General features: G+C 39.8%; 22 protein-coding genes and 1 other annotated feature. Of the genes, 20 read left to right on the forward strand and 2 right to left on the reverse strand.

The features are described from left to right. The first annotated feature begins 57 nt into the window (after nt 1-57). The 5 genes from glyQ to HMPREF3182_RS03020 all read left to right on the forward strand — a co-directional run bounded on the left by glyQ (nt 58) and on the right by HMPREF3182_RS03020 (nt 5,272). Nucleotides 58-939, forward strand: coding sequence for a glycine--tRNA ligase subunit alpha (glyQ, locus tag HMPREF3182_RS03000; protein WP_007392241.1), 882 nt, complete (start codon nt 58-60; stop codon nt 937-939). Then, nucleotides 936-2,984, forward strand: a complete 2,049-nt coding sequence (glyS, locus tag HMPREF3182_RS03005) for a glycine--tRNA ligase subunit beta (protein WP_062485376.1) — start codon at nt 936-938, stop codon at nt 2,982-2,984. Before glyQ ends, glyS begins: the two co-directional genes overlap by 4 nt. A 67-nt stretch (nt 2,985-3,051) precedes the next feature. Next, nucleotides 3,052-4,290, forward strand: a complete 1,239-nt coding sequence (gene alr / locus HMPREF3182_RS03010) for an alanine racemase (RefSeq protein WP_328587209.1) — start codon at nt 3,052-3,054, stop codon at nt 4,288-4,290. Nucleotides 4,291-4,547: 257 nt separating this feature from the next. Further along, a complete protein-coding gene (locus HMPREF3182_RS03015; RefSeq protein WP_062485378.1) occupies nt 4,548-4,916 on the forward strand; it encodes a DUF805 domain-containing protein in 369 nt (122 codons plus the stop codon). A gap of 20 nt (nt 4,917-4,936) precedes the next feature. Then, nucleotides 4,937-5,272, forward strand: a complete 336-nt coding sequence (locus HMPREF3182_RS03020) for a DUF805 domain-containing protein (RefSeq protein ID WP_007392277.1) — start codon at nt 4,937-4,939, stop codon at nt 5,270-5,272. Nucleotides 5,273-5,846: 574 nt separating this feature from the next. On the opposite strand, the gene HMPREF3182_RS03025 is transcribed toward HMPREF3182_RS03020, so the two are convergent. Beyond that, nucleotides 5,847-6,404 (reverse strand): Ada metal-binding domain-containing protein, encoded by a 558-nt coding sequence (locus HMPREF3182_RS03025; RefSeq protein WP_007392212.1) that lies wholly within the window; start codon nt 6,402-6,404, stop codon nt 5,847-5,849. A gap of 255 nt (nt 6,405-6,659) precedes the next feature. Between HMPREF3182_RS03025 and HMPREF3182_RS03030 the strand changes: the two genes are divergently transcribed. The 15 genes from HMPREF3182_RS03030 to thrS all read left to right on the forward strand — a co-directional run bounded on the left by HMPREF3182_RS03030 (nt 6,660) and on the right by thrS (nt 25,513). Beyond that, nucleotides 6,660-6,875: a FeoA family protein gene (locus HMPREF3182_RS03030; protein WP_007392224.1), complete on the forward strand. Its 216-nt coding sequence runs from the start codon at nt 6,660-6,662 to the stop codon at nt 6,873-6,875. A 17-nt stretch (nt 6,876-6,892) separates the two neighbouring features. Continuing rightward, nucleotides 6,893-7,114, forward strand: a complete 222-nt coding sequence (locus HMPREF3182_RS03035) for a FeoA family protein (protein WP_007392263.1) — start codon at nt 6,893-6,895, stop codon at nt 7,112-7,114. Nucleotides 7,115-7,127: 13 nt separating this feature from the next. Beyond that, the gene (feoB, locus tag HMPREF3182_RS03040; protein ID WP_062485380.1) at nt 7,128-9,308 is read left to right on the forward strand and encodes a ferrous iron transport protein B; all 2,181 of its coding nucleotides are present in this window, start codon (nt 7,128-7,130) and stop codon (nt 9,306-9,308) included. A gap of 23 nt (nt 9,309-9,331) precedes the next feature. Further along, on the forward strand, nt 9,332-9,460 hold the full coding sequence (locus HMPREF3182_RS07405; RefSeq protein WP_007392248.1) for a FeoB-associated Cys-rich membrane protein: 129 nt from the start codon (nt 9,332-9,334) through the stop codon (nt 9,458-9,460). Between the two features lie 394 nt (nt 9,461-9,854). Then, nucleotides 9,855-9,977 (forward strand): hypothetical protein, encoded by a 123-nt coding sequence (locus HMPREF3182_RS07805; protein WP_007392149.1) that lies wholly within the window; start codon nt 9,855-9,857, stop codon nt 9,975-9,977. A 485-nt stretch (nt 9,978-10,462) separates the two neighbouring features. Continuing rightward, complete coding sequence (locus HMPREF3182_RS03050; protein ID WP_062485384.1) at nt 10,463-11,734, forward strand: manganese-dependent inorganic pyrophosphatase; 1,272 nt, start codon at nt 10,463-10,465, stop codon at nt 11,732-11,734. Nucleotides 11,735-11,797: 63 nt separating this feature from the next. Then, nucleotides 11,798-13,996 (forward strand): DNA helicase PcrA, encoded by a 2,199-nt coding sequence (pcrA, locus tag HMPREF3182_RS03055; RefSeq protein ID WP_062485385.1) that lies wholly within the window; start codon nt 11,798-11,800, stop codon nt 13,994-13,996. A 14-nt stretch (nt 13,997-14,010) separates the two neighbouring features. Continuing rightward, entirely contained in the window at nt 14,011-16,008 is a 1,998-nt protein-coding gene (ligA, locus tag HMPREF3182_RS03060; RefSeq protein WP_062485387.1) for an NAD-dependent DNA ligase LigA, read from the forward strand. A gap of 70 nt (nt 16,009-16,078) precedes the next feature. Continuing rightward, on the forward strand, nt 16,079-16,369 hold the full coding sequence (gatC, locus tag HMPREF3182_RS03065) for an Asp-tRNA(Asn)/Glu-tRNA(Gln) amidotransferase subunit GatC (RefSeq protein ID WP_007392163.1): 291 nt from the start codon (nt 16,079-16,081) through the stop codon (nt 16,367-16,369). 20 nt (nt 16,370-16,389) lie between these two features. Further along, nucleotides 16,390-17,847, forward strand: a complete 1,458-nt coding sequence (gene gatA, locus HMPREF3182_RS03070; RefSeq protein WP_062485416.1) for an Asp-tRNA(Asn)/Glu-tRNA(Gln) amidotransferase subunit GatA — start codon at nt 16,390-16,392, stop codon at nt 17,845-17,847. Further along, entirely contained in the window at nt 17,844-19,283 is a 1,440-nt protein-coding gene (gatB, locus tag HMPREF3182_RS03075; RefSeq protein WP_062485389.1) for an Asp-tRNA(Asn)/Glu-tRNA(Gln) amidotransferase subunit GatB, read from the forward strand. The genes gatA and gatB overlap by 4 nt, the downstream gene beginning before the upstream one ends. 216 nt (nt 19,284-19,499) lie before the next feature. Beyond that, nucleotides 19,500-20,954, forward strand: coding sequence for an SLC13 family permease (locus HMPREF3182_RS03080; RefSeq protein ID WP_007392260.1), 1,455 nt, complete (start codon nt 19,500-19,502; stop codon nt 20,952-20,954). A gap of 12 nt (nt 20,955-20,966) precedes the next feature. Beyond that, nucleotides 20,967-21,533 (forward strand): LbetaH domain-containing protein, encoded by a 567-nt coding sequence (locus HMPREF3182_RS03085; protein WP_007392202.1) that lies wholly within the window; start codon nt 20,967-20,969, stop codon nt 21,531-21,533. 19 nt (nt 21,534-21,552) lie between these two features. Beyond that, nucleotides 21,553-23,052, forward strand: coding sequence for an acetyl-CoA hydrolase/transferase family protein (locus HMPREF3182_RS03090; RefSeq protein ID WP_062485391.1), 1,500 nt, complete (start codon nt 21,553-21,555; stop codon nt 23,050-23,052). 310 nt (nt 23,053-23,362) lie between these two features. Next, nucleotides 23,363-23,571: a binding site (T-box leader), on the forward strand. Between the two features lie 34 nt (nt 23,572-23,605). Then, nucleotides 23,606-25,513: a threonine--tRNA ligase gene (gene thrS, locus HMPREF3182_RS03095; protein ID WP_062485393.1), complete on the forward strand. Its 1,908-nt coding sequence runs from the start codon at nt 23,606-23,608 to the stop codon at nt 25,511-25,513. Between the two features lie 18 nt (nt 25,514-25,531). On the opposite strand, the gene tadA is transcribed toward thrS, so the two are convergent. Beyond that, the gene (gene tadA, locus HMPREF3182_RS03100; RefSeq protein ID WP_062485395.1) at nt 25,532-26,005 is read right to left on the reverse strand and encodes a tRNA adenosine(34) deaminase TadA; all 474 of its coding nucleotides are present in this window, start codon (nt 26,003-26,005) and stop codon (nt 25,532-25,534) included. Nucleotides 26,006-26,060 lie beyond the last annotated feature (55 nt).

The following is a 26,060-nucleotide window of genomic DNA, read 5'->3' on the forward strand; positions in this document are numbered from 1 at the left end:
CTCGTCCCTGTAACACATGGTGTTACAGGGACTTTTTGTATGTAGGAGGTAGAGTGGATGAATTTTCAGGATATGATTTTTGCATTGAAGCGTTTTTGGGCCTCCCAAGGGTGCATTATTTATGAACCATATGATGTGGAAAAAGGGGCAGGCACGATGAATCCAGCGACATTTTTACGCGTTATTGGACCAGAACCATGGAAGGTTGCATATGTGGAACCGTCACGGCGTCCTGCGGATGGTCGGTATGGTGATAATCCGAATCGGTTGTATCAACATCACCAGTTTCAAGTTATTTGTAAACCGTCACCTGATAATATTCAAGAATTATATATTAAAAGTTTGGAAGAATTGGGTATTAATCCGAAAGAACATGATATTCGTTTCGTTGAAGATAACTGGGAATCGCCAACACTCGGTGCGTGGGGATTAGGTTGGGAAGTATGGCTTGATGGCATGGAAATCACGCAGTTCACGTATTTTCAACAAGTGGGTGGCATTGATGTGCATCCAGTGGCATCGGAAATTACGTATGGTATGGAACGACTTGCTATGTATATTCAGGGCGTAGAGAATGTATACGATTTGCAGTGGAATGATCAGGTCACGTACGGTGATATTTTCCATCAAAATGAGGTGGAACAGTCAACGTATTCTTTTGAACAGAGTGATGCGAAGTTATTGTTTGCGTTATTTGATCAGTTTGAAAGCGAAGCAAAGCGGGTTGCGGCGGTTGGATTGGTTATTCCAGCATATGATTATGTGTTGAAATGCTCGCATACGTTTAATTTATTGGATGCACGAGGTGCTATCAGTGTGAGTGAACGAGCTGCGTTTATTGGTCGTGTACGTGCGATGGCACGGTTATGTGCGAAGACGTATTTGACACAACGTGAAGCGTTAGGCTTTCCGTTGCTTAAGAAGGAGGAACACAAATGAGCAAAGATATGGTATTAGAAATTGGTACAGAAGAAATACCGGCTCATTATATGCCGGGAGCGTTAACGCAAATGGCCGAATTAGCACAGCGGTCTTTTCAAGAAGCACATATTTCGTATGGCAATGTGAAAACGTGGGGAACTCCTCGGCGGTTGGTTTTATATGTCACCGACGTAGCTGAATGGCAAGATGATATTTCGACTGTGCGCAAAGGTCCATCTGTTAAGATTGCCTATGAACAAGACGGAAAACCAACTTCCGCTGCGATTGGGTTTGCTCGTGGTCAGGGAATTGAGGTAGATAAGTTAGCTGTAGAAGACGGATATATTTTTGCCAAGGTGTTGCATAAGGGAAAAGAAACGGCATTGTTGTTGGGCGATATTTGCAAGCAAGTGGTTACGGGCTTATCTTTTCCACGTAGCATGCGCTGGGGCGATGGAGAGTTTCGCTTTGTTCGTCCCTTACGGTGGTTGGTGGCTCTTTTTGGTGATGAGGTTATTCCTTTTGAAGTGGCACGAGTCGTTTCAGGCAATATGAGTAGAGGTCATCGTTTTTTGGGAACGGGCGATTTTCTTATTCCTTCGGCAAAGGCGTATGAAGAAACGGTGCGGAATAATTTTGTGTTAGTCGATCCGGAAGAACGGAAACAGCGTATTGTGGCAGGATTGGAAGAGATGGCCAAGCAGCAGGGCGGTATGGTCTTAATGGATGAAGATTTATTAGAAGAAGTGGTGTATTTAGTTGAATATCCGACTGTCCTTTGTGGCACGTTTGATCAAGCTTATTTACAGCTTCCTGAAGCGGCCGTTATTACTCCCATGAAAGATCATCAACGGTATTTCCCATTACGTGATGCAGATGGTACCGTGATGAATCGCTTTTTAACTGTTCGCAATGGTGATGATTTTCATTTGGCAACAGTGCAACATGGGAACGAGCGAGTGTTGCGAGCTAGGTTAGATGATGCGGCATTCTTCTTTGCGGAAGATAGGAAAGTACCTTTAGCATCACGAATTGATAAATTAAAGAAAATTGTTTTTCAAGATGGCTTAGGTACATTATATGATAAGTCGCTGCGGTTACAACAGCTTTGTTATTATTTGAATCATAAACTAGATTTAGGCTTGTCTGATGACGTGTTGCAACGAGCAGCCTTTTTAGCAAAGACCGATTTAGCAACACAAATGGTCATGGAATTTACGGAATTGCAAGGTGTGATGGGCAAGGAATATGCTCTGCTTGATGGGGAAGATGAAGTTGTAGCGGAAGCGTTGAAGGAACAGTATGAACCACGGTTTGCTGGTGATGTATTACCCACCACGATGGTAGGAACGGTGTTGAGCTTGGCTGATAAAGTAGATACCATTGTAGGGATGTTTAGTTTAGGCCATGTACCAACGGGATCACAAGATCCCTTTGCATTACGGCGACAGACCATAGGTGTACTGCATATGCTATTGACATCGGGGTGGAATATTAATTGTCATGAAATATTCACGGTCGTATTGGAATTATTGGGTGTAGATGCGGATAAGGCGGCAGCTGTGCAAGCGACTTTACATGATTATTTCCAATTGCGGTTTAAGAATATGTTACAAGAAAAAGGGTACGACTACCGTATTTTAGAATGTGTGTCTGAAGCGGATACGTTGAATGTTGTGGATATAGAGAAACGAGCAGCCGCGTTGACTAAGGTGGATATTATGCAGCAAGAAACGCTTTTACAGGCGTATACGCGGGTGGGCAATATGGTTAAAGAAGAATCGATTATAACCGTAGATCCTACTTTGTTTGAAACACCCGAAGAAGAAGGGCTGTATCATGTATGCCAAACGTTAGCGAATGCTTTGTCAGCTTGTTATGCTGTATATGATTACGCAGAAGCGTTGCGTCTATTAGCACGTGGTGTAGAACCAATTCATCAATTTTTAGATCATGTATTGGTTATGCATGACAATCTAGCGGTAAAAGAAAATCGCTTACATCTGTTGACTTGGGTATATCAGTTGATTCAGCCTTTAGGTGATATTAAACGATTGAGCTAGGTTGCTTGATAGCCCCATATATAACGCAAATATGGGGCTATTCTTTTATTTAGGAAGAGAATTTTGTGTGTTTTATATAAATTATGAAGAGAAAGAAGCGTGTACTGTGGATAGAAATCTGTCAATTCAGCATTTTATGCAACGTCCTGTTTGGGCACAAATAGATTTAGATGCAGCCGCGTTTAATATACGTCAGATTCGTCGTATGGTTGGACCGGATGTGGCGATTATGTCTGTCGTGAAAGCGAATGCGTATGGGCATGGATCGGTAGAGTTAGCACGGGTGTTTTTGGAGCATGGCGCTGATCGAGTGGCTGTGGCCTGTCTTGGTGAGGCTATCGAGTTGAGACAAGGGGGAATTACGGGGCGTATTGTTATTTTAGGGCATACCGATGGCAGTCAGGCGGCGGAGTTGGTGAATTATGGTATTGATGTGACGGTTTTTCGGTATGAAGATGCGCTTGCTTTTTCGCAGGCGGCTGTAGCACAACAACGTATGGTTCATGTTCATATTGCCGTGGATACGGGGATGGGGCGTATTGGGTATCGACCGGATGCGGCTAGTATTGCCGAGATACAACAAATAGCGATGTTGCCGCATGTTCAGTTAGATAGTGTGTTTACTCATTTTGCCGTATCCGATGAAAGTGATGTGGCTTCTATTGAGTATACACAATTGCAATATAAGCGATTACAAGCGTTTTTAGATGAGCTGCGACAAGTGAATATTGTACCGGCGTATGTTCATTGCTGTAATAGTGCTGGCGTAGTGTGGGGAAAATCGCTTTTGGCAGGCATGGTGCGTCCGGGAATTTTACAATATGGTTATCATCCATCGGCAACGGTACAGGCTACCTCGTTTTGTCCACGTCCCGTCATGTCTTTGCGGGCTTGTATTACCCATATTAAGGTTTTAGAAGCGGGGGAAACGGTTAGTTATGGACGGCATTTTCAAGCCAAGGAACAACGAGTAATTGCCACACTGCCGATTGGTTATGCTGATGGGTATCCTCGGGCATTATCTAATCGTGGCGATGTATTAGTGCGAGGAAAACGAGCAAGGCAGGTAGGGAATATTTGTATGGATCAATGTATGATCGATGTTACGGATATCCCTCAGGTAGCCGTTGGCGATGAGGTTGTGTTGTTTGGACAGCAAGGTGATGAGTCGGTGCCGTTAGAAGAATTAGCATGTTGTATTGGTACGATTGCACATGAAATTCTTTGCAATATTAATCGCCGAGTGCCACGTGTGTATGTGCAGGGTGGTGAAGTGGTACGGCGGTTAGAATATTTAGTGGAATAGGGGTATTACTTTTTTACATACGTTATAAAAGGCACATGCTAATTTGTAATGTAAAAATGAAAGTGATAATGATATAGTTATATATACGCCTCTATATGAGTTATAATAAAATAAATGAGAAAACGCAGACAATATGAACGGATAAGATTGTTTTACTTTTCACAAATACGTGGTATACTAAGCATAGAAAGAATACCACATTGGAGTGGTATTACCCCTTTCGGTAGAAAGGCTGGTAGAAAGTGAGGCGTTACATCATGAAACAAGTACAAGAAGATGTCTATAAACAGAACCAAGGCATGATTACATGTTTTTTCTCTTGTCAAGGTTGCCTTAGACAAAAACAATATGTTTGGCGAATGATTGCATTGGCATTGGTAGGAATGATTGCATCCAGTTTGATACAAGCACAAGGTATGGATGCGGTTGTTGGTGGTATATTAGCTATCGTTGCTGGTATTTCGGGGATTACCTTAGGTATTCGCCGGTTTCATGATTTAGGTAAAACCGGTTGGTGGATGATACTGGGAGTGATCCCTGGCGTTAATATAGGTGTTGTATTATATTTGCTAGGCACATCCGGAATGTATCGTACACAACAATATAGCTTTTCAAAAGTATCTTAAATTACGAGGAGTGATACGGAATGGGAGCATTTCTTTTTTCTTCACGAGGACGAGTGAATCGTAAGCCATATATTATATCTATGATTATATTAGGCATTGTGACAGGATTCTTTTCTTGCCTTAGTGAGGGGGCAGGGGATATATTTATAGTGTCGTTAGTTAGTGTGATTGTTATTTGTTTATGCTCCATCGCATCTATTCTATTAACGATACGCCGGTTTCATGATTTAAATCGATCTGGATGGTATACTTTATTGGGTTTTATTCCGATCGTTAATTTCGTTGTGAGCCTATACTTATTGTTTAAGCGTGGTACTGAAGGTGAAAATAAGTATGGGGCTGATCCGCTGTTGTGAGTTGTGCGATCATTACTTGTTATAAAGCACGTAAAAGAGCGTTTTCCTGAGAAATAGGGAGAACGCTCTTTTATATTGCTTATAGTTGATTGGTATCCTCTTGGAGCTTTTTTGTCAGATAGAAGAAAAACTTAAAATTTATAATAGCGATTATCTGAACGAGAAGGTAAATCTGGATTTGTCAATAAGGATTATAAATTTAATTTTTATAAAAGCATACGAAAAAAGAATATATTTGAAGATAAATTGAAAAAAACGTATAAAGAAAAATGAGAAAAGAAAGCAATATATTTGATAAAAAAGTGGTAAGACTGTATAAAGCCTGTTTTAACAGTAATCTTTAGATGGAGAGAACGGTGACAGAAAAAAACGATAGTTTTTAAAATGAGTTACAATTGAGATTAAAGAGAATTTTTATTCATTTTTTGAATAAAAAAATATATGAATATAAAACCGTAAAAATAGTATTTATATAATAATATGAACGAAAATTCATTTAACCAGATAGAGTATAAATGATGATGAAGATGATAATCTTATTCTACATATAAATAAAGTACACGCAAAAAAAAATTTATTTTTTTTTGCGTGTATGAGTAAGTCTATATATGTGGGGGGTACTATGTATATATTTCTTAAACACCCGTGAAAAATGGGAAGCCGAGGCATAACCGACTATTGTCGCAATATAGGCAATGGAGTATTCGTTAGATCGTAGCAGTTTTTTTGCTTCCTGGCAACGCAATCGATGATGATACGATAAGGGAGTTTCTCCCGTCGTTTCGTGAAATACGCGTACGAGATAGCAAGCATTGACATAGAGTGTTTGACTTAGTTGTGGCAATGAAAATTTTTCTGTATAGTGTTGTTGGATGTACTTTTGTGCTTGTTCGGTTAACTCTTTTTTTGCTCCTTTCCATGTCGGAAGGTCGGGACGACAACGAAAACAAGGACGATAGCCATGCATTTCGGCTATTTTAAATGTAGGAAATATAACGATATGACTAGGGTTTGCTAAGCGTGTCGAACAAGAGGGACGGCAAACTATTTTTGTCGTGCTCACGCCATAGACAAACTGGTCATCATATTCATGGTTACGTGTCTTTATGGCGGTCCATTCTTCATCGGTCATGGTAATGTACTCCTTTCTTTACGAGGGGGTCTTATTAATTGTTATTATAACATATGGAGTGTGTAAAATATATTGATATTAACATTCATTTTTATGGCAGGTAAATTTGGAATAAAAATAATTGAATAAGAAGTCAATATTAGAATAACATATGCAGAACAATTCATGTATTATTATTGAAGGGGTAGTACGTCATCTAGCATTTGTGTGTGAAGGCGCTGCTTCTAAAAAATAATAAGAGGGAGGTAAGCGACAATGCCATTATCAATGTTGCAACGTGGAGAAAGCGGTGTTGTAAAATCGATTCACGGAAAACAAAAAGACATTCGGCACTTAGCTGACTTAGGAGTAGTGGTAGGCGCTACAGTTAAAGCTGTGAATGAAATTGAGGGTAATATTATTATAGAAGTAAAAGGCTCTCGGCTAGCCATGAATAAAATAATGGCGAATCGCATTATCCTCGACGTATGATGAAAGGAGAGAGCGGCATGAAAACTTTACGTGATGTGTCTGTAGGCGAAACTGTAACGGTCGTAAAAGTCCGTGGCGATGGTGCGTTAAGACGCCGTATTTTAGACATGGGGATTACAAGAGGTGCGAAAATTTATATTCGTAAATCGGCACCGTTAGGGGATCCATTAGAGCTTACTGTACGGGGATATGAACTTAGTATTCGTAAAAGTGACTCAGAAATGGTAGAAGTTGAATAAAGGAGAGGAAATTATGACTATTAGAATTGCACTTGCCGGGAATCCGAATACTGGGAAAACAACGTTGTTTAACGCGTTGACTGGTAGTGTTCAGCATGTTGGTAACTGGCCTGGTGTTACGGTAGAAAAGAAAGAAGCTGCTTTACGTTATGATAAATCAGTTATTATCGAAGACTTGCCAGGTATTTATTCGTTATCACCATATACAACTGAAGAAATTGTTACACGTACGTATATCGTAAATGAACGTCCTGATGCTATTTTGAACATCGTCGATGCATCGAACCTGGAACGTAACTTATATTTAACGACACAACTCGTTGAAGTAGGGGTTCCTGTGTTGCTTGCGTTAAACATGATGGATATTGTTAAGCGCAATGGCGATAAGATTGATATGGAAAAATTGGGCGAAGAACTGGGCTGTACAGTAGTCCCTATTTCCGCATTAAAAGGGGAAGGGATTAAAGAAGCTGCATTAAAGGCAGTAGAATTAGCTAAAGCGAAGAAACCTCATGTATCTCGCCATACATATAACGATCAATTAGAAAAGTGTTTGGATGAAATTGGTGCTTTGATTAAGGATAAGGCGGATCAAGATGGTATTCGTTGGTATACAACGAAAGCGTTTGAACGAGATGCACAAATTTTAAAAGCACTTGATTTAGATGCAGATACACAAGCTAAAGTAGAATCAATTATTAAAGACTGTGAAGAACGCGAAGATGACGATAGTGAAGGTATCGTTACGAATGCTCGATACGAATATATTTCTGGTCTTATAGAACATTGCTATGAAAAGAAAAATAAAACAGGCTTGACTGTTTCCGACCGAATTGACCAAATTGTTACAAACCGAATTTTAGCATTGCCGATTTTTGTATTTATTATATTTATCGTTTACTATCTTTCGATTTCGACAATTGGTACAGCTGGTACAGATTGGATCAATGATAACTTGTTTGGCGATATTGTTCCTAGCATCTTAGATCCGTTCTTAACATCTATTGGTCTTTCCGAATGGTTACATGCATTGATCATGGATGGTATTGTTGCTGGCGTAGGTGCCGTTATTGGTTTCTTACCGCAGATGTTAGTCTTGTTTATTTGCTTGGCTATTTTGGAAGACTGTGGGTATATGGCTCGTATTGCCTTCATCTTAGACCGTATTTTCCGTAAATTTGGTTTATCGGGTAAATCTTTTATTCCTGTATTGGTATCTACTGGTTGTGGTATCCCGGGAATCATGGCTTCGCGTACGATTGAAAGTGATAATGACCGTCGGTTGACTGTTTTAACGGCTACATTTATGCCATGTGGGGCTAAGTTACCTATTATTGCATTGATCACGGGTGCGTTATTCCCTGATTCTACATGGATTGCACCATCTGCTTATTTCTTAGGTATTCTGTCCATTGTTATTTCTGGTATTATATTAAAGAAAACATCTCTCTTTGCAGGAGATCCGACACCGTTTGTTATTGAATTGCCGGCTTATCATATTCCAAGTCCATTGAACGTATTACACGTTATGTTGGATCGTGGTTTGGCCTTTGTAAAAAAAGCTGGTACGGTTATCTTATTGGCTACGGTTATCGTTTGGTTCTTATCCAGCTTTGATTGGCATTTATGCATGGTTGACGATATCGGTAATTCTATTTTGGCTACGATTGGTCGTGTTATTGGTCATATCTTTGTGCCCGTTGGTTTTGGCGACTGGAAAGCAACCGTTGCGTCTATTACGGGCTTAATGGCAAAAGAAAACTTGGTTGGTACATTTGGTATATTGTATGGCTTTGCTGATGTGGATGCGGATGACAGTGTTGCTATTTGGCAGACGCTTCATAGTCAATATACACCGCTTGCTGGGTATAGCTTGATGGTATTTAACTTATTGTGCGTACCTTGCATGGCTGCTGTTGGTGCGTTACGTCGTGAAATGATGTCCGCTAAGTACACTTTATTTGCTGTTACTTATCAATGCGTATTTGCTTATGCAATGTGCTTGATGATTTATCGTATTGGCTTGTGGATTACGACTGGTGCCTTTACTATTTCCACAGTTGTAGCTATTATTGTTGCTCTTGTCTTCTTATACCTGATCTTTGTTAAGAAAGCGGCAAAACCAAAACAACAAGATCAATTTGAAGTTATTGAAGCAGTGGAATCAGCTGTTCAAGGAAATAAAAATAAATAATGATTTGAAAGGAAGTAATTATTATGGCAAACATTATTGTAGGAATTATTGTGTTGGCTGTTATTGTAGGAGCTGCCCGTAGTGTATACAAGAAAAGAAATTCTTGCAGTTGTGGTTGTGGCAGCGATTGTGGTACGAATTGTCACCATTAATTTAATAATAGTTACGAAAAAGTTACGCAAACCAAAAGGAACCGTTCATATGAACGGTTCCTTTTGGTTTGATGGATTAGGTAAAAAAGATTTATTCCTTTCGTCAGGTCGGCTGATTAAAGCGAACGATGATATTTCTTTTTCCTTTTGAGAAGGCGAAACGGGGTGCGGAAAATCTACGTTAGCACGATTAGTGGTGGGGTATATATACCAACGGCTGGCATGATTTATTTTTGAGATATGCTGTTGTTGGCGATGACACAACGTTGTAAGGGACATTTGTCGATTTATCTTACTTTTCAAGATTCGGATAGTGCGGTTGCCCCACGGATGTCCGTCAGGAAAGTTTGGCTGAGGCACTCTATTTGAGTGGTACGGGATAGGGGGAGGAACGATGGGCATAGATGAATTGTTAGATAGCGTTGGTTTGAAATTACGTTATCGGTATGCTTATCTAGGAAAAATTTTTAGTGGGCAACGGATTGTGATGATTTTTGCACCAACGATTTGGCGGTAGTACGATATATTAGTACTCGCACGCTAGTGATGCTCAGGAAAAATCAAGGAAAGGGGGGCCTGTCGGAAACATTATTTACTAATCCGTGTCATGCTTATAATGAAGTTATTATTATCAGCTATTTTGCAACTTGATGCTACGATGGAAAGGCAAAAAGTGTCGTCAATATGGGAAAATGATATATCTGTACAAGGGTATTTATAAGAAGTGGAACAAGAGGCAGTTTGTGCGAAAAGACGCATAGTAATGGAGTGAGAAAAGAAGTTGTATATAGACACGCAATGAGGCGAGATATCATTGCGTGTTTTTTAGTGAGAAAGAGAAAAATGTGACAAAATTGGACTAGAGCAAATCATAATGGTGTTTACGGATATGGCTGTTACAAAACAGCATACGATAATAATTATTTTTAGTAATTTTGTATGCATTAATTGGGGCGGTGTGTTATAATCAACATAGTTATAATTTTAAATGAGGTGATTTTTTTGTCTAAGCCGATTTTTGTTACGGGGCATAAAAGCCCGGATACTGATTCTATTTGCACTTCTATTGCATTTGCAACATTGCGTCAGTTACAAGGCATGAATACGATACCTATACGAGCAGGTGAAATAAATAAAGAATCGATGTTTGCTTTACAATATTTTAAGGTTGAGCCACAGCCGTTAGTAACCGATGTATATCGAAAAGTGGGAGATGCAGTGCGTTGCGATGTGCCTGCTTTGCCGAAGCAGGCAAGTTTAAAAGATGCAGTTCAGTGGTTTTCTCAACAGGGTGTAGATGTGGCACCTGTTGTTGAGGGAAATACGTTTGTCGGTGTGGTGGATAAACAAGTATTTGCCGATGCGTTTATTCTTTCGGTTTTGGGGAAAGAATTACCACTAATTGCCGATTTAGTGCATACACCTAAACAGGTTTTTGCTCCGAGTGATAAGGGATTAGATGTTCCTGACACAGGGGAATTTGTTGTTGTTGATGGCGAAACTTATGTGGGCATGATTAATGCTGCCGATGTAGAATTGGCTGAAAAACAAAAAGTGATGTTAGTTGACCACAATGAACAAAAACAGATTATTGATGGAATTGAAGATGCTGAAATTGTAAGTGTGGTAGATCATCATCGCATTGGTGGAACGTTGATGACGGATGGCCCTATCTTTATTTTGTTCCGTCCCGTAGGATGTACGGCAACGATTGTTACTTCTCTGTATGAGCAAGAGGGCGTAGAGATACCTAAAGCGATTGCGGGATTATTACTTTCGGCAATTCTTTCGGATACGGTATTGTTCCGCTCTCCAACGTGTACAGCAGAAGATAAGAAAACGGCGATTAAATTAGCGGCAATAGCTGGTGTCGATGTTGAAACGTATGGGATGGAAATGTTGAAAGCAGGTGCGAATGTATCTGATTTAACACCAGATCAAATTGTTCATAATGATATGAAAGAATTTTCAGATGGTATTCATACCTTTACGGTTGCACAAGTACAAGTAATGGATACGACTGATGTGTTAAAGCAAAAAACGGAGTTATTAGCTGCTTTAGAACGGTTGCGTGCATCGAAAGATTTTATTGCGTCCTTTTTGATGGTTACGAGTATTATTGATGAAGCAACGACGTTTTTGTTTGCTGGGGACATAGAACATGTAGTGGCCAAGGCGTTTGCTAAGGACGTAGCCGATCAGGCTGTTTATTTACCTCATGTTATGAGTCGAAAAAAACAAATTATACCTCCTTTGTTAGAGGCAATGAAGTAAAGAGAGAAAAAAGGCTCATCGTGAGGTGAGACTTTTTTTTTGAGAGAGTGAGGAGATATGTTGATGAGTTCTATTTTAGAAGGACTAAATTCACGACAACAGGAAGCGGTATTACAGATTGAAGGCCCTGTTCTTGTTACGGCTGGTGCTGGGTCAGGAAAGACAAAGGTGCTTACGTGTCGAATTGCTCATATCTTGGAAACGGGCGTGGCACCGCAACGAATTTTAGCGATCACATTTACCAATAAAGCGGCTAAAGAAATGCAGGAACGGGTAGCTTTGTTAATTGGCGATGTGGCAAAGTCTATGTGGATTAGTACGTTTCATTCGTTTTGTGCCAAACTCTTGCGTATGCATCTTGATGGGAAATTTGGTTATCATCGCAATTTTGTTATATATGACAGTACGGATCAATTGACGGTTGTCAAAAAGATGCTCAAGGAATTACAGCTGGATGAAAATAGGTTTTTACCTCATGTTGTATTAAGTACGATTTCTAATGCTAAAAATGCTTTGCTTACAGCGAAAGAATGGGCAAAACAAGCAGGTGATTTTTATCAGCAGAAAGTGGCAGAAGTGTATTTTCGGTATGAACGGGAATTACAGGAAAATAATGCCTTGGATTTTGATGATTTATTGACATATACAGTGAAATTATTGCAAGAAGACGAAACGATACGGGCGAGGTATCAAGACCGATTTCAATATATTCTTATTGATGAATACCAAGATACAAATTATGCACAATATATGTTGACAAGGATTTTAGCAAAAAAGTGGCGTAATATTTGTGTGGTCGGTGATGCAGATCAGAGTATTTATGCCTGGCGTGGCGCAGATATTCGTAATATTATTGATTTTACACGTGATTATCCTGAAGCGGTTTCTATTAAGTTGGAGCAAAATTATCGCTCAACGAAAACGATTTTACAAGCGGCAAATGCGGTTATTTCGCATAATGAAAAACGGCCATCGAAGGTTTTGTGGACGGATAATGAATGTGGCAAAAAGATTATTCATTATCAGGGTGCCACAGAACGTGATGAAGCGGATTATGTGGCGGGATGTATTTATAATCGCCATGATAAAAGAGGCGAGCCTTATGGTGATATGGCAATCTTATTTCGCATAAATGCTCAATCACGTATATTGGAAGAAGAACTTATTAGGCGAGGAATTCCTTATACGATGGTAGGCGGAACAAAATTTTATGATCGCAAAGAAATTAAGGATGTTATTGCCTATTTGCGTTTGTTAGTAAATCCGCAAGATAGTCTAAGTTTGCTACGGGTTATTAATGTGCCCAAACGGGGCGTTGGACAAATCACGTTGGAAAAGGTAGTGGCATATGCGGAAGAACGGCAAATGAGTGTGTTTTATGCCTTGACAGAAGTGGAAAATATTGATATAGCTGAACGGGTAAAACAGACAATGAAGGCTTTTATTGATGTTATTTTTTCTTTGGCAGAAAAAGCGACAACGATGGATGTATTTTCTTTATTGGAAACGGTTATAAAGGATACGGGATATGGTGATTTATTAGCCGCTGAAGCTCGTAAGGATACGCGAGGCGAGACTAGGCAAGCCAATGTAGGGGAATTTTTGTCAGTTGCAAAAGAGTATGTTGATGGGAATCCTAACGGGACGATACAAGACTTTTTAGAAACGGTAGCATTAGTTAGTGATGCTGATTCTTTTGAAAATAAGGAATCGCAAGTTACGCTTATGTCACTGCATGCAGCGAAGGGATTAGAGTTTCCTATTGTCTTTTTAGTGGGGTTAGAAGAAGGGCTGTTTCCGCACAGTCGTTCTTTGATGGATCCGATGCAATTGGAAGAAGAACGGCGACTGGCTTATGTTGGGATTACACGAGCTAAACGTCAATTATACGTGACAAATGCTGTCTCGCGTATGTGGTATGGCAGTATATCATCGCATATGCCAAGTCGATTTTTAGAGGAAATTCCAGCAGAATTAAAAGAAGTAAAAGAAATGACTCGTTTGATGAAGCAAAAACGGCTTTCTGTTTCTAATAAACAACGTGTTTCTGTATTATCGACTGCCGTGTCTACGTCCTTACCAAAGAAACATCAGGTGGATATGTCCATTCAAAAAGGTGATCTGGTACAACATAAAATTTGGGGTAAGGGAAAGGTAGTAGAGGTTTTTGGTTCGGGTGATAGCATGCAATTAAAAATACAATTTCCAACGCAAGGTGTACGGCAGGTGATGGCAAAGTATGCACCGATTGAAAAAGTATAATAGGAGGATAGCGGATGTGTGAAGTAACGGAAAAGCAAATAAAAGAGCTACGTCATAAAATTGAAGAGTTAAGTTATCAATATTATACGTTAGATGCACCGACTGTTTCTGATTATGAATATGATATGTTGTATCGGCAATTAGAACAGGCAGAAAAAGCTCATCCTGAATGGATTACTCCTGATTCGCCGACACAACGGGTCGGATCTAAGTTAGCTGGTGGCTTTGCCAAATATACGCATGATCAGCCGATGCTTAGTTTAGGTGATGTGTTTTCGGATGATGAAGTGCGAGAATTTGATGCACGGGTACGTGCGGAATTACGATCCACACCGATTCAATATGTTGTTGAATTGAAGATTGATGGCTTAGCGGTTAATTTGATTTATGAAAAGGGGCGTTTTGTTCGAGGCGTAACCCGTGGAGATGGACGGGTAGGTGAGGATATTACGCATAATGTGCGGACAATTCGGACTATCCCGTTGCGTATTCCGACTACCGCTGCACATGTGGAAATTCGGGGCGAAGTTTATATGCCTATTGGGTCTTTTCAGATCTTAAATGAACAACGGCTTGCTGATGGGATGGAGCCTTTTGCTAATCCACGCAATGCCGCCGCTGGTTCATTGCGGCAACAAGATCCGCAGATAACGGCAGAGCGTAAATTGGCCTTTTTTGCTTATGCCGTAGGTGGCATGGATGGCTTGGTTATATCAAGTCAAGCGGAGTTGTTACAGCAGTTGCAAACGTGGCACTTTCAAGTTAATCCCGAATATCGTGTTTTTTTTACTATTGAAGATGTTATCGACTATATTCATACGTGGGATGAAAAAAGAGATAGTTTAGGGTATGCTACGGATGGTATGGTGATCAAGGTAAATGCTTTTTCACAACAACGCCAATTAGGCAATACGGTTAAAATTCCTCGTTGGGCAATTGCTTATAAATTTCCGCCGGAACAGGTGAAAACACAGGTTGCTGATATTTCGATTTCCGTTGGTCGTACGGGAGTCTTGACTCCGACGGCTGATTTAAAACCAGTCTCTTTAGCTGGGACGATAGTAAAACGAGCGACATTACATAATGAAGATTACATTGCAGAAAAGGATATTCGCATTGGCGACACGGTGATCATTCAAAAAGCTGGTGAAATTATACCAGAAGTAGTACGGGCAATTACATCTGTGCGAACGGGAAGTGAACAGGTTTATCGTATGCCGACGCAATGCCCTAGTTGTGGTAAGATGGTTGTACGTGTTACTGGTGAAGCCGCTATTCGTTGTGTCAATCCAGCATGTCCGGCAATGATTGCTGAACAAGTGATTCATTTTACTTCGCGACAGGCCATGAATATAGATGGGGTAGGTGATGCGTTAGTACGGCAATTGTTAGAACATCAATTGATTCGGGATGCGGCTGATTTATATACATTGCAAAAAGAGCAACTCCTTTCGTTAGAAGGATATGGTGAAAAGGCGGCAGATAATGTGCTGGGGGCCATTGAAAAGAGCAAGGTAGTTGGCTTAGGACGTGTGTTGTTTGCGTTAGGCATACGGTTTGTTGGTGCAAAGACCGGGCAAGTATTGGCAGAACATATGGGATCGTTGGCTGGATTGAGAAAAGCAACGGAAGAAGAATTAATGGTGATTCCTGATATTGGTCCGCGTACGGCGAAGAGTGTGGTGTCTTTCTTTCATGATGAGGAAAATCAAAGACTCGTGGATAAATTAGTTAGGGCGGGCGTGCAAATGACTGTACCAGAAAAAATGGTTATTAATCATACTTTTGTCGGTGAACTGGTAGTGGTAACGGGTAAGTTAGCATCTTTTTCAAGGAAAGCAGCTGAACAAGCTGTGGTTTTGCGAGGGGGAAGTTGTTCTTCTACGGTAACCAAAAAGACGACATTGCTTGTTTGTGGAAGTGATCCTGGAAGTAAATATGATAAAGCAAAAAAAATGGGTGTGCCGATTATTAGGGAAGAAGAATTTCAAGCTCGCTTACAGGATGAGTAGATGTAAAAGTGTAAAAATGATATAATATGAAGTTGTAAATGATTAGTATTATTGGCTAAGGGGTGTCTTTATGAAAATCACTAGCGAAGAAATAAAAAAAATAGCCCTCTTATCACGGCTTACTGTGAAAGAAGAGCAGATGGCAGTAGTAGAAAAACAGATGAGTGATATTTTGTCTTATATGGATTTAATCGGGGAAGTAGATTTGACGGACGTAGAACCGACAGCTCATGCCGTTCCGTTACGGAATGTTATGCGTGCGGATGAACCGCGTAAGTCGTTAGATCATGGAGAAGCATTATCCAATGCACCAGAGGAAGAAAATGGATATTTTAAAGTACCGAAAGTGTTACAGGATTAAGGAGGGATATTGTGAAATCAATGACGATTCATGGATTGCATGACAAATTGATACATCGTGAAATTACGGCTGTGGAATTGACGGAAGCGTATTTAGCACATAAAGATAAGGTAGAACCGAAAGTACAGGCCTTTTTATCAGATCAGCGTGAAACCGCTTTACAGCAAGCGGCTGCTGTGGATGCGAAACTTTCGGCTGGTCAGGAAATTAGTATGATGGCAGGGATTCCAGGGGCGATTAAAGATAATATTTGTGAAAAAGGACAGCAATCATCTTGTGCATCACATATTTTGGAATCTTTTCGTGCTCCTTATGATGCAACGGTTATTGAACGGTTGCTGCAGCAGGATTATATTAGTTTAGGTAAAACGAATATGGATGAATTTGCTATGGGTAGTTCGACAGAAAATTCTGCTTTTCATCCCACTTATAATCCGTGGAATGTTGCACATGTACCAGGAGGCTCTTCCGGTGGTAGTGCTGCTGCAGTTGCTGCAGGGGAATGCGTTTGGTCATTGGGTTCGGATACGGGGGGGTCGATTCGACAACCCGCGTCATATTGTGGTGTTGTCGGGTTGAAACCTACATATGGGTTGGTTTCGCGGTATGGCCTTATCGCTTATGCTTCTTCTTTAGATCAAATTGGACCTATCACGCAGGATGTTATGGATTGTGCTATTGTTTTAAATGCAATTGCTGGACATGATGAAAAGGATAGTACATCTATATGCCAAGAAGAAAAAGATTATACAAAAGCACTTATACGGGATGTCAAGGGATTAAAAATTGGTGTTCCTCAAGAATTTTTTGGTGATGGGTTGGATGCTACTTGTCGTCAAGCATTAGAAGAAGCGATAAAGACCTATCAATCGTTGGGGGCAGAAATTGTATCCGTTTCTATGCCGCATTTGAAATATGGTTTAGCCGCGTACTATATTATTGCTCCAGCGGAAGCAAGTTCTAATTTAGCACGTTATGATGGCGTTGGCTTTGGCATGCGTGTACCAGGTAAAAATATTGTTGAAATGTATGAAAAAACGCGTACCGCTGGGTTTGGCCCGGAAGTACAACGGCGTATTTTGTTAGGGACATATGTACTTAGCTCAGGCTATTACGATGCGTATTATTTGCGGGCTATGAAAGTGCGTACTTTAGTGAAGCAAGATTATGATAAAGCTTTAAAACAATGTGATGTATTGCTCACCCCAACGGCACCAGATGTGGCCTTTTTAGTGGGTGAACATGTGAATGATCCGTTGGCAATGTATCTTGCGGATGTATGCACTGTAACGTTAAATTTGGCAGGATTGCCTGGTATGAGTATTCCTTGTGGGTATAAAAATGGATTGCCTATAGGGATGCAGCTAATTGGCAGAGCTTTAGGAGAAGAAACGTTGCTTCGCGTTGCTTATGCTTTTGAACAAGAGCGGACAGATGTGCAGCAACAAGCACCTGTCGGGGAGGTTACGCTATCATGAAATATGAATCTGTCATTGGATTAGAAGTCCATGCTGAATTAAAAACAAAGACTAAAATTTTTTGTGGTTGTAGCACAGAATTTGGAGCAGATCCCAATACACATGTATGCCCTGTATGCTTAGGGTTGCCTGGGGTATTGCCCGTATTGAATAAAGAAGTATTGCATTTTGCTGTGAAAGCTGGGTTGGCTTTACATTGTGATATTTTACCATTTAGCAAGTTTGATCGGAAAAATTATTATTATCCTGATTTGCCTAAAAATTTTCAAACATCTCAGTTTGATTTGCCTATTTGTTTAAATGGGTATGTGGATATTGAGGTAGGGGGTAAACAGCGTCGTATTCATTTAACCCGTATTCATATGGAAGAAGATGCAGGCAAGTTAGTGCATAGTGGCTCTACTATTGATACATCCGATTCCTCTTGTGTCGATTATAATCGTACGGGTGTACCTCTTATTGAAATTGTGTCGGAACCAGATATTCGAAGTGGAGAAGAAGCACGTGCGTATTTAGAAAAACTCCGTTCTATTTTACAGTATTTAGGTGTTTCGGATTGCCGGATGGAAGAAGGAAGTATGCGGTGTGATGCCAATATTTCTATTCGACCAGTTGGGTCAGAAACATTAGGTACGAAGACAGAAATTAAAAATATTAATTCCTTTAGTGGGGTGCAAAAAGGAATTGAGTATGAAGCGGTACGACAAGCACAAATTTTAGAAGAAGGCGGTACGATCCAGCAAGCAACACGCGGATGGGAAGAAGCCAAGGGAATTACGGTATTACAACGTATTAAAGAAGGAAGTAGCGATTATCGGTATTTCCCTGAACCCGATTTAATTCCTATTGAAGTATCGTCAGAATATATTGAAGAGGTACGGCGTGAATTACCAGAATTACCAGATGTTCGGAAAGAACGATTTAAAACGGAATTTGGTTTATCCGATTATGATTCGTCGTTATTAACAGCGGATAAGGCTACGGCAGATTATTTTGAAGCGGTAGTGCAGGATGGTATTGATGCAAAAACGGTATCGAATTGGATTTTAGGTGAAATTGCTAAAAAGTTGAACGAAGAAGGAATTTCTATTGAACATATTCCTGTGACACCTACGGCATTAGCCGCACTTTTGCGGTTAATTCAAGGCGGGACAATTTCTGGTACTATGGCAAAACAGGTATTACCTGAAATGTGGAGTACTCAGAAGAGTGCAGATGAAGTAGTCAAGGAAAAAGGATTAGTACAAATTACAGATACGAATGCCTTAGAAGAGATTGTACAAAAAATTATTGATGCAAATCCTCAATCGGTAGCAGATTATCAAGCAGGTAAGAAAAAAGCTATTGGTTTTTTAGTAGGACAAATTATGAAAGAAACCAAAGGCAGAGCAAATCCTGGCCTGGTAAATCAGTTGTTACAGCAAAAATTACAGTAAGTGCGTAATATAGAGAAATAAAGTATGTCATTGTATATAGTATGACATACTTTATTTTTTTTGTGTGTTTGTGAAAAAAAGAACTCCAAATTTTCGTGTTTTTTGGCGATTGTCACTATTTTTATGTCGTTAGTAGGAATTTTGTTGAGACATAGAAAAGATCCTTGTTATAGTGATAACAGGATACACACGGAATATATATAAAGGAGGTCTTATATGATTGATCGAAAAAAGGCAACGGTTCTATTTGCTTTAGTGCTTATGATCGGTATTTTTTTTATGCCTGATTTACCAGGGTTGACTAGTGCCGGGAAAGCAACATTAGGAGTATTGGTATTTGCGGTTATCATGTGGGTAACACAGGCTGTATCATATCCTGTCAGTGCCGTTGCAATCATTGCTTTTTTAGCGTTATTGTTAGGATTTTCTCCTGCCGAAGGAACAAGTGGAGCCTTATTAGGAACGAGTAAAGCTATACCATTAGCTTTAAGTGGCTTTATTAATGGCGGATGGGTACTCGTTGTAGCAGGATTATTTATGGCATCGGGTATTATCCATTGTAGTTTGGAAAAACGTATTGCTTATCATGTTTTAATGATTTTTGGTACGAAGGTAAAAAATATTTTTGCTGGGATTATCGCATTAATGGCATTATTGTGTTTTGTTATCCCTTCGATGACCGCACGAGCGGCTACGATTACTCCGATTGCTGTGGGTTTGGTAGAGGCATTGGGGTTGCATTTACGTAGTACTTTCAGCCGTATGTTACTGGTTACCGTGGCTATTACATCGTCTGTTTCGGGGATGTTATTGTTGACTTCTGGAGCACCGAATCCGGTGGCATTATCGTTTATTGCCACGCAGTTAGGTCATGATATTTCGTGGATGGAATGGTTTATATATGCTGCTCCATATTCGATAATATTGCTTATTATATTTTATTTTGTAGTGACACGATTTAATAAGTTTGAGTTTGACGAAGCACCCGGCGGTAAGGAATTTATTGCTAAAAAATTGGAAGAATTAGGTCCAATGAGTCGGAAAGAGAAAAAAATTGCTTTGATTTTTGGAATTACAATTTTATTTTGGATGACTCAAGGCATTCATCATATTGATGCGAATACTATTTCGATGCTGTCGGTAGTGGCGATGATTTTTCCAACGATTGGTATTGCTGGGTGGAAAGAACTGTGCCGTGGTGTAGATGCAGGTACGATTCTTCTTTTTGGTGCAGGTATTTCTTTAGGAAATGTCCTTTTAAAAACGAAAGCGGCCCTATGGCTAGCAGATGTGTCGTTGGGGCATTTGCATCTTGAACATTTGCCGCCCTTGTTGATGATGGTCCCGATTATGATTGCTTTGTTGATCATTCGCTTTGCGTTTGCTAGTACCACTTCTTCTGCTGCTGCATTGGTTCCAACGGTTATTGGCTTTTTATTAAGTTTAAATAACGATGCACTACCTATGTGGGGAATGGCATTTATTGCTACGATGACTGTATATTTTTCGTTTATCTTGCCCGTGCATTCACCGCAAGCGATGATTCCTTATGGAACACAGGCGTTTGAAGTGAAAGATATGGTTAGAATGGGTGTACCATTTACGATTATCTCGTTGGTTGTATTAGGTATTTTTGTTTTTACATATTGGCATTGGTGGGGATTAATTTAAGGAGGAATAGATATGCTTAAAGCATCGCCTAAAACATTTTGGTCTCAGACAGAAGTACTCCCTAAGATCAACGCATCAGCACATATTGCGGAAGCAGCTAGTGTTATTGGTAGTGTTACCATTTCAGCTGGCGTGATGGTCTGTCCAGGGGCTTCGATCCGAGGAGATGAAGGAATGCCGATTTTTATCGGTGAAGATAGTAATATACAGGACGGAGCCGTATTGCATGGATTGATGAATAAAAGAAAAGTAGTGCAAGGAAATGAATATTCGATTTATGTGGGCAATCGTGTATCATGTGGTCATTGTTGTGTTGTACATGGCCCTTGTGTTATTCATGATGATACCTTTATAGGTTTTAATGCCGTAGTTATTGGTAGTGAAATAGACGAGCATGTATATATTGGACATGGAGCACAAGTAGTGGGTGTACATATTGCAGCAGGACGATATGTAGAACATGGAACATCTGTATTAACACAAGCACAAGCAGATGCTTTACCAGAAATACCCATAGCTATTCGCGATTTTAATGCAGAAGTAGTGGAAAAGAATACCGAGTTAGCACGTACATATTAACTTCAAGGTGGTGGATAATATGAATATACAAGATAGAATTGATAATGTATGTTTGCGTGAACTGATTAGGACCCCGGAAGAAGCGGCAGCACTTATTAAACCAGGAATGACGATTGGTACTAGTGGGTTTACTTCAGCTGGTTATCCTAAGGCGGTACCTTTAGCGTTGGCAGAACGAATTAAAAAAGAAAAATTTAAAATTAATTTGTGGACCGGTGCATCCGTAGGACCTGAATTAGATGGTGCGTTATCAGCGGTTAATGGTATCGCTCAACGCTTGCCCTATCAAACGAATAGTACGTTGCGTAATCAAATTAATTCGGGTGATGTTGAGTATGGAGATCTTCATTTAAGCCATATGTCACAAATGGTTCGTTCGGGCTTTTTACATAAGGTGGATGTTGCTATTGTTGAAGTTTGTGCGATTACGGAAGAAGGGTATTTAATTCCGACAACATCCGTAGGGAATACGACCGCTTTTGTAGAATGTGCGGATGTGGTTATCGTAGAAGTGAATATGACTCAGCCGAAAGCATTACGAGGATTCCATGATATCTATGATGTTCGCCCTGTCCCACATCGTGAAGTAATACCTATTGTTCATTCCGATGATCGTATTGGTGTGCCTTATATTGTTTGCGATCCGCAGAAAATAAAGGCTATTGTGCCTTGTGATATTCCCGATAAACCAGCGACATTAGCGGCACCAGATGAAGATTTTCAAGCCATGAGTTCATATTTGATTCAATTTTTGCATCAAGAAGTGCAAGCTGGGCGGTTACCAGATAATTTATTGCCCTTGCAATCGGGCGTTGGTTCTGTGGCCAATGCAGTTATACAAGGTTTATGTCAAGCTGATTTTGAGCATTTAACGGTATATACGGAAGTTATTCAAGAAGGGATTTTTGATTTGTTTGATACCGGTAAATTAGATTTTGCTTCAGGTACATCTATGACGTTATCGGCGAAAGGGTTGCAACGGTTTTATGATAATTTGGATATGTATCGTAAGAAAATATTGTTGCGACCTCTTGAAATATCGAATAGTCCTGGTGTTATTCGGCGCTTAGGTGTTATTGCGATGAATACGGCATTAGAATTTGATATTTATGGCAATGTTAATTCGACCCATGTATTGGGGAGTAAAATCATGAATGGTATTGGCGGTTCGGGCGACTTTGCTCGGAATGCTTACTTAACTTTCTTTTTTACTAAATCAATTGCAAAAAATGGTGATATTTCATCTGTTGTACCGATGTGTTCGCATATTGACCATACAGAACATGATGTGGATGTGTTTATTACGGAACAGGGAATTGCGGATGTTCGCGGTTTATGTCCAAAAGAACGTGCCTTGCGTATTATTGAAAATTGTGCACATCCCGAGTATAGACCTATGTTATTAGATTATTTTCAACGAGCGATGGGCGTTACACAACATGCGAATACACCACATATTTTATCGGAAGCACTGTCTTGGCATCAACGCTTTGCTGAAACGAAGACAATGCGTATGTAATTAGTGAACTCTCCTTTTTTAATATAGTTAGTTCATGATGCACAGAAAAAAACCTATCTTTTTTGGATAGGTTTTTTTCGTTGGCATATATTTTCGTTGGTAATAAAAAATAGGCAGTTTGTCTTTTTTTTCTTGTTATTTTTATTATAAGCGTATATGTTTTAGATATAGCCTCATCCCCCTGAGTGCTAACATAGGACATACGTGAAAAACCGCCCATTTGTCTTGGGCGGTTTTTCATAGAAAAAATAAACTGTTTTTTCTTGACAAGCAAAAAAGACAGACGTATAATGAACGCATACATTATATAAGAAAAGCATAGAAGAGGATATGGCAATTTGGCTTTTTTATTGCAGAGAGGGATATAAGGGTGAAAGTATCCTATAAAAACGAATTGTTACCACCTCGGAGCTGATATTCTGAAATTAGTAAGAATATCCGGTAGCACCGTTATCGCACTAGAGATATCGGCAACGATAAACTAGGGTGGAACCACGTGAGCAAGCTCTCGTCCCTTGGGGACGGGGCTTTTTTTATTAAGGAGGATTTTAGTATGGCAGAAGTAATATTAAAAGATGGTAGTAAAAAAACATTTCCTGATGGTATTTCCTTGCGGGAAGCCGTTAAACAACTTAGTAATAGCTTGGCTAAAAAGGTATTGGTAGCAAAGGTAAATGGCATTGTTACAGATTTATGTGAACCTGTAGTAGATGGAACGACCGTTGAATTTTTAACATTTGAAGCACAAGAAGGAAAAGATACGCTTCGTCATACAGCTTCGCATGTTATGGCTCAGGCTATTTCTCACTTATATCCAGATGTAAAATTTGCGATTGGACCAGCAATTGAACAAGGGTTTTATTATGATTTAGATACAGAACATCGATTTACACAGGAAGATTTTGCAGCAATTGAAAAAGAAATGGCTCGCATTGTGAAAGAAAATCAACCTATTGAAAAAATAGTAGTATCGCGTGAAGAAGCGTTACAACGTTATCGTGCAGCTCATCAAGACTATAAGGTAGAATTAATAGAAGATTTACCGGAAGAAGAAGTTATTTCGTTATATAGACAAGGCGATTTTGTGGATTTGTGTGCAGGCCCGCATTGTGAAACTACGGGAAGTGTTAAGGCTTTTAAATTGCTGACTGTTGCTGGGGCGTATTGGCGTGGCGATGAAAAAAATAAGATGTTGCAACGTATTTATGGGACGGCGTTTGAAAAGAAAAGTGATTTAGATGCATATGTTAAAATGAGAGAAGAAGCGGAAAAACGAGATCATCGTAAATTAGGAAAACAGTTGGACTTATTCAGTTTTCATGAAGAAGGGCCAGGTTTCCCATTCTTTCATGCTAAAGGGATGGTTGTACGGAATTGCTTACTGGATTTTTGGCGAGAATTGCATAAAGCTGCTGGATATGATGAAATTATGACCCCAACGATTTTAAACCGTCAATTATGGGAACAATCAGGTCATTGGGATCATTATCGGGATAATATGTATTTTACGACGATTGATGAACAACCTTATGCGATTAAACCAATGAATTGCCCTGGCGGAATATTAGTATATAAGAGTAATGTTCATAGTTATCGTGATTTTCCTATTCGAGCAGCTGAATTGGGATTAGTACATCGTCATGAATTACATGGGGCATTACATGGATTATTCCGAGTACGTTGCTTTACACAAGATGATGCCCATCTATTTATGTTACCAAGTCAGATGAAGAAAGAAATTTCGGGTATCATGGATTTATTTGATACGGCATATAAACAATTTGGTTTGGAATATCATGTGGAATTATCTACACGTCCTGAAGATTCGATGGGATCAGATGAAATATGGGAATTAGCAACACGGACGTTACATGAAGTGATTGAAGAAAAGAAGATTCCGTATGTTATCAATGAAGGCGATGGTGCTTTTTATGGACCGAAGTTGGATTTCCATTTAAAAGATTGCATTGGTCGTACTTGGCAATGTGGCACGATTCAATTGGATATGTTAATGCCTGAACGATTTGATGTGACTTATGTGGGTGAAGATGGACAGAAACATCGTCCTGTTATGGTTCATCGGGCTTGTTTTGGGAGTATTGAACGCTTTTTAGGGATTATTACAGAAAATTACGCAGGTGCATTCCCTGTTTGGTTGGCACCTGTACAAATTAAATTTTTGCCGATTTCGGACAAGCATTTAGCATATGCAAAAGAATTGGCACAACAGTTTAAACAAGCTGGTTTACGAGTTGAAGTTGATACGAGTAATGAAAAAATCGGGTATAAAATTCGGAAGGCCCAGATGGAAAAAACTCCTTATATGGCTGTCGTAGGGGATAAAGAAATGGCCGATCATACAATTGCTGTACGTGAACGGTCACAAGGTGATATGGGCGTAAAACCAGCGGATGAGGTGTTGGCATTAATTAAAGAACTTGCGGTTACGCGCAAGGGATAAGAAAAAAAGGTTCCCTTTTTAGGTAAGGGAACCTTTTTTTTTCTGCCGTCTTTGTCTGAAAAAGTCTTTTAAGAGATTAGCACAGGATTCTTGTTGAATGCCAGCGATAACTTCGGGGTGGTGGTTGAGTTGAGGATGAGAGAGTATTTGAAAGAGTGTATGGACAGCACCTCCTTTAGGATCGGGACAGCCATATATTAGTCGGTCTAAGCGACTGTTGACAATGGCACCAGCACACATGGGACAAGGTTCAACTGTAACGTATAAGGTACAGCCGGTAAGGCGCCAACGCTGTAATGTACGACAAGCTTTTTCAATTGCGAGCAGTTCGGCATGTGCTGTTGCACAAGGAAGACTTTCACGTAAATTATAAGCCGTAGCAATGATAGTATCATTGTAGGTGATGACAGCACCGATAGGAATTTCGCCAACGGAAAAGGCGAGAGAAGCTTGGTGTAATGCTTCTTTCATATAAAGTTCATCTTGTACCATAATACATTCCTTTCACGTATATTCATTCTTTTATTATATAAAGGATGTTATAAAA

It is taken from the genome of Megasphaera hutchinsoni (assembly GCF_001553405.1).
GTDB lineage: Bacteria > Bacillota > Negativicutes > Veillonellales > Megasphaeraceae > Megasphaera > Megasphaera hutchinsoni.

What these genes read in the sequence shown, in the direction of transcription:
- feoB (WP_062485380.1), top strand. Translation starts at nt 7,128, where the DNA reads ATGACTATTAGAATTGCACTTGCCGGGAATCCGAATACTGGGAAAACA.
- glyS (WP_062485376.1), top strand. Translation starts at nt 936, where the DNA reads ATGAGCAAAGATATGGTATTAGAAATTGGTACAGAAGAAATACCGGCT.
- glyQ (WP_007392241.1), top strand. Translation starts at nt 58, where the DNA reads ATGAATTTTCAGGATATGATTTTTGCATTGAAGCGTTTTTGGGCCTCC.
- thrS (WP_062485393.1), top strand. Translation starts at nt 23,606, where the DNA reads ATGGCAGAAGTAATATTAAAAGATGGTAGTAAAAAAACATTTCCTGAT.
- HMPREF3182_RS03035 (WP_007392263.1), top strand. Translation starts at nt 6,893, where the DNA reads ATGAAAACTTTACGTGATGTGTCTGTAGGCGAAACTGTAACGGTCGTA.
- HMPREF3182_RS03080 (WP_007392260.1), top strand. Translation starts at nt 19,500, where the DNA reads ATGATTGATCGAAAAAAGGCAACGGTTCTATTTGCTTTAGTGCTTATG.
- HMPREF3182_RS03090 (WP_062485391.1), top strand. Translation starts at nt 21,553, where the DNA reads ATGAATATACAAGATAGAATTGATAATGTATGTTTGCGTGAACTGATT.
- ligA (WP_062485387.1), top strand. Translation starts at nt 14,011, where the DNA reads ATGTGTGAAGTAACGGAAAAGCAAATAAAAGAGCTACGTCATAAAATT.
- gatB (WP_062485389.1), top strand. Translation starts at nt 17,844, where the DNA reads ATGAAATATGAATCTGTCATTGGATTAGAAGTCCATGCTGAATTAAAA.
- HMPREF3182_RS03025 (WP_007392212.1), bottom strand. Translation starts at nt 6,404, where the DNA reads ATGACCGATGAAGAATGGACCGCCATAAAGACACGTAACCATGAATAT.
- tadA (WP_062485395.1), bottom strand. Translation starts at nt 26,005, where the DNA reads ATGGTACAAGATGAACTTTATATGAAAGAAGCATTACACCAAGCTTCT.
- HMPREF3182_RS03020 (WP_007392277.1), top strand. Translation starts at nt 4,937, where the DNA reads ATGGGAGCATTTCTTTTTTCTTCACGAGGACGAGTGAATCGTAAGCCA.
- pcrA (WP_062485385.1), top strand. Translation starts at nt 11,798, where the DNA reads ATGAGTTCTATTTTAGAAGGACTAAATTCACGACAACAGGAAGCGGTA.
- HMPREF3182_RS03015 (WP_062485378.1), top strand. Translation starts at nt 4,548, where the DNA reads ATGAAACAAGTACAAGAAGATGTCTATAAACAGAACCAAGGCATGATT.
- HMPREF3182_RS07405 (WP_007392248.1), top strand. Translation starts at nt 9,332, where the DNA reads ATGGCAAACATTATTGTAGGAATTATTGTGTTGGCTGTTATTGTAGGA.
- gatC (WP_007392163.1), top strand. Translation starts at nt 16,079, where the DNA reads ATGAAAATCACTAGCGAAGAAATAAAAAAAATAGCCCTCTTATCACGG.
- HMPREF3182_RS03030 (WP_007392224.1), top strand. Translation starts at nt 6,660, where the DNA reads ATGCCATTATCAATGTTGCAACGTGGAGAAAGCGGTGTTGTAAAATCG.
- HMPREF3182_RS03085 (WP_007392202.1), top strand. Translation starts at nt 20,967, where the DNA reads ATGCTTAAAGCATCGCCTAAAACATTTTGGTCTCAGACAGAAGTACTC.
- HMPREF3182_RS07805 (WP_007392149.1), top strand. Translation starts at nt 9,855, where the DNA reads ATGGGCATAGATGAATTGTTAGATAGCGTTGGTTTGAAATTACGTTAT.
- gatA (WP_062485416.1), top strand. Translation starts at nt 16,390, where the DNA reads ATGACGATTCATGGATTGCATGACAAATTGATACATCGTGAAATTACG.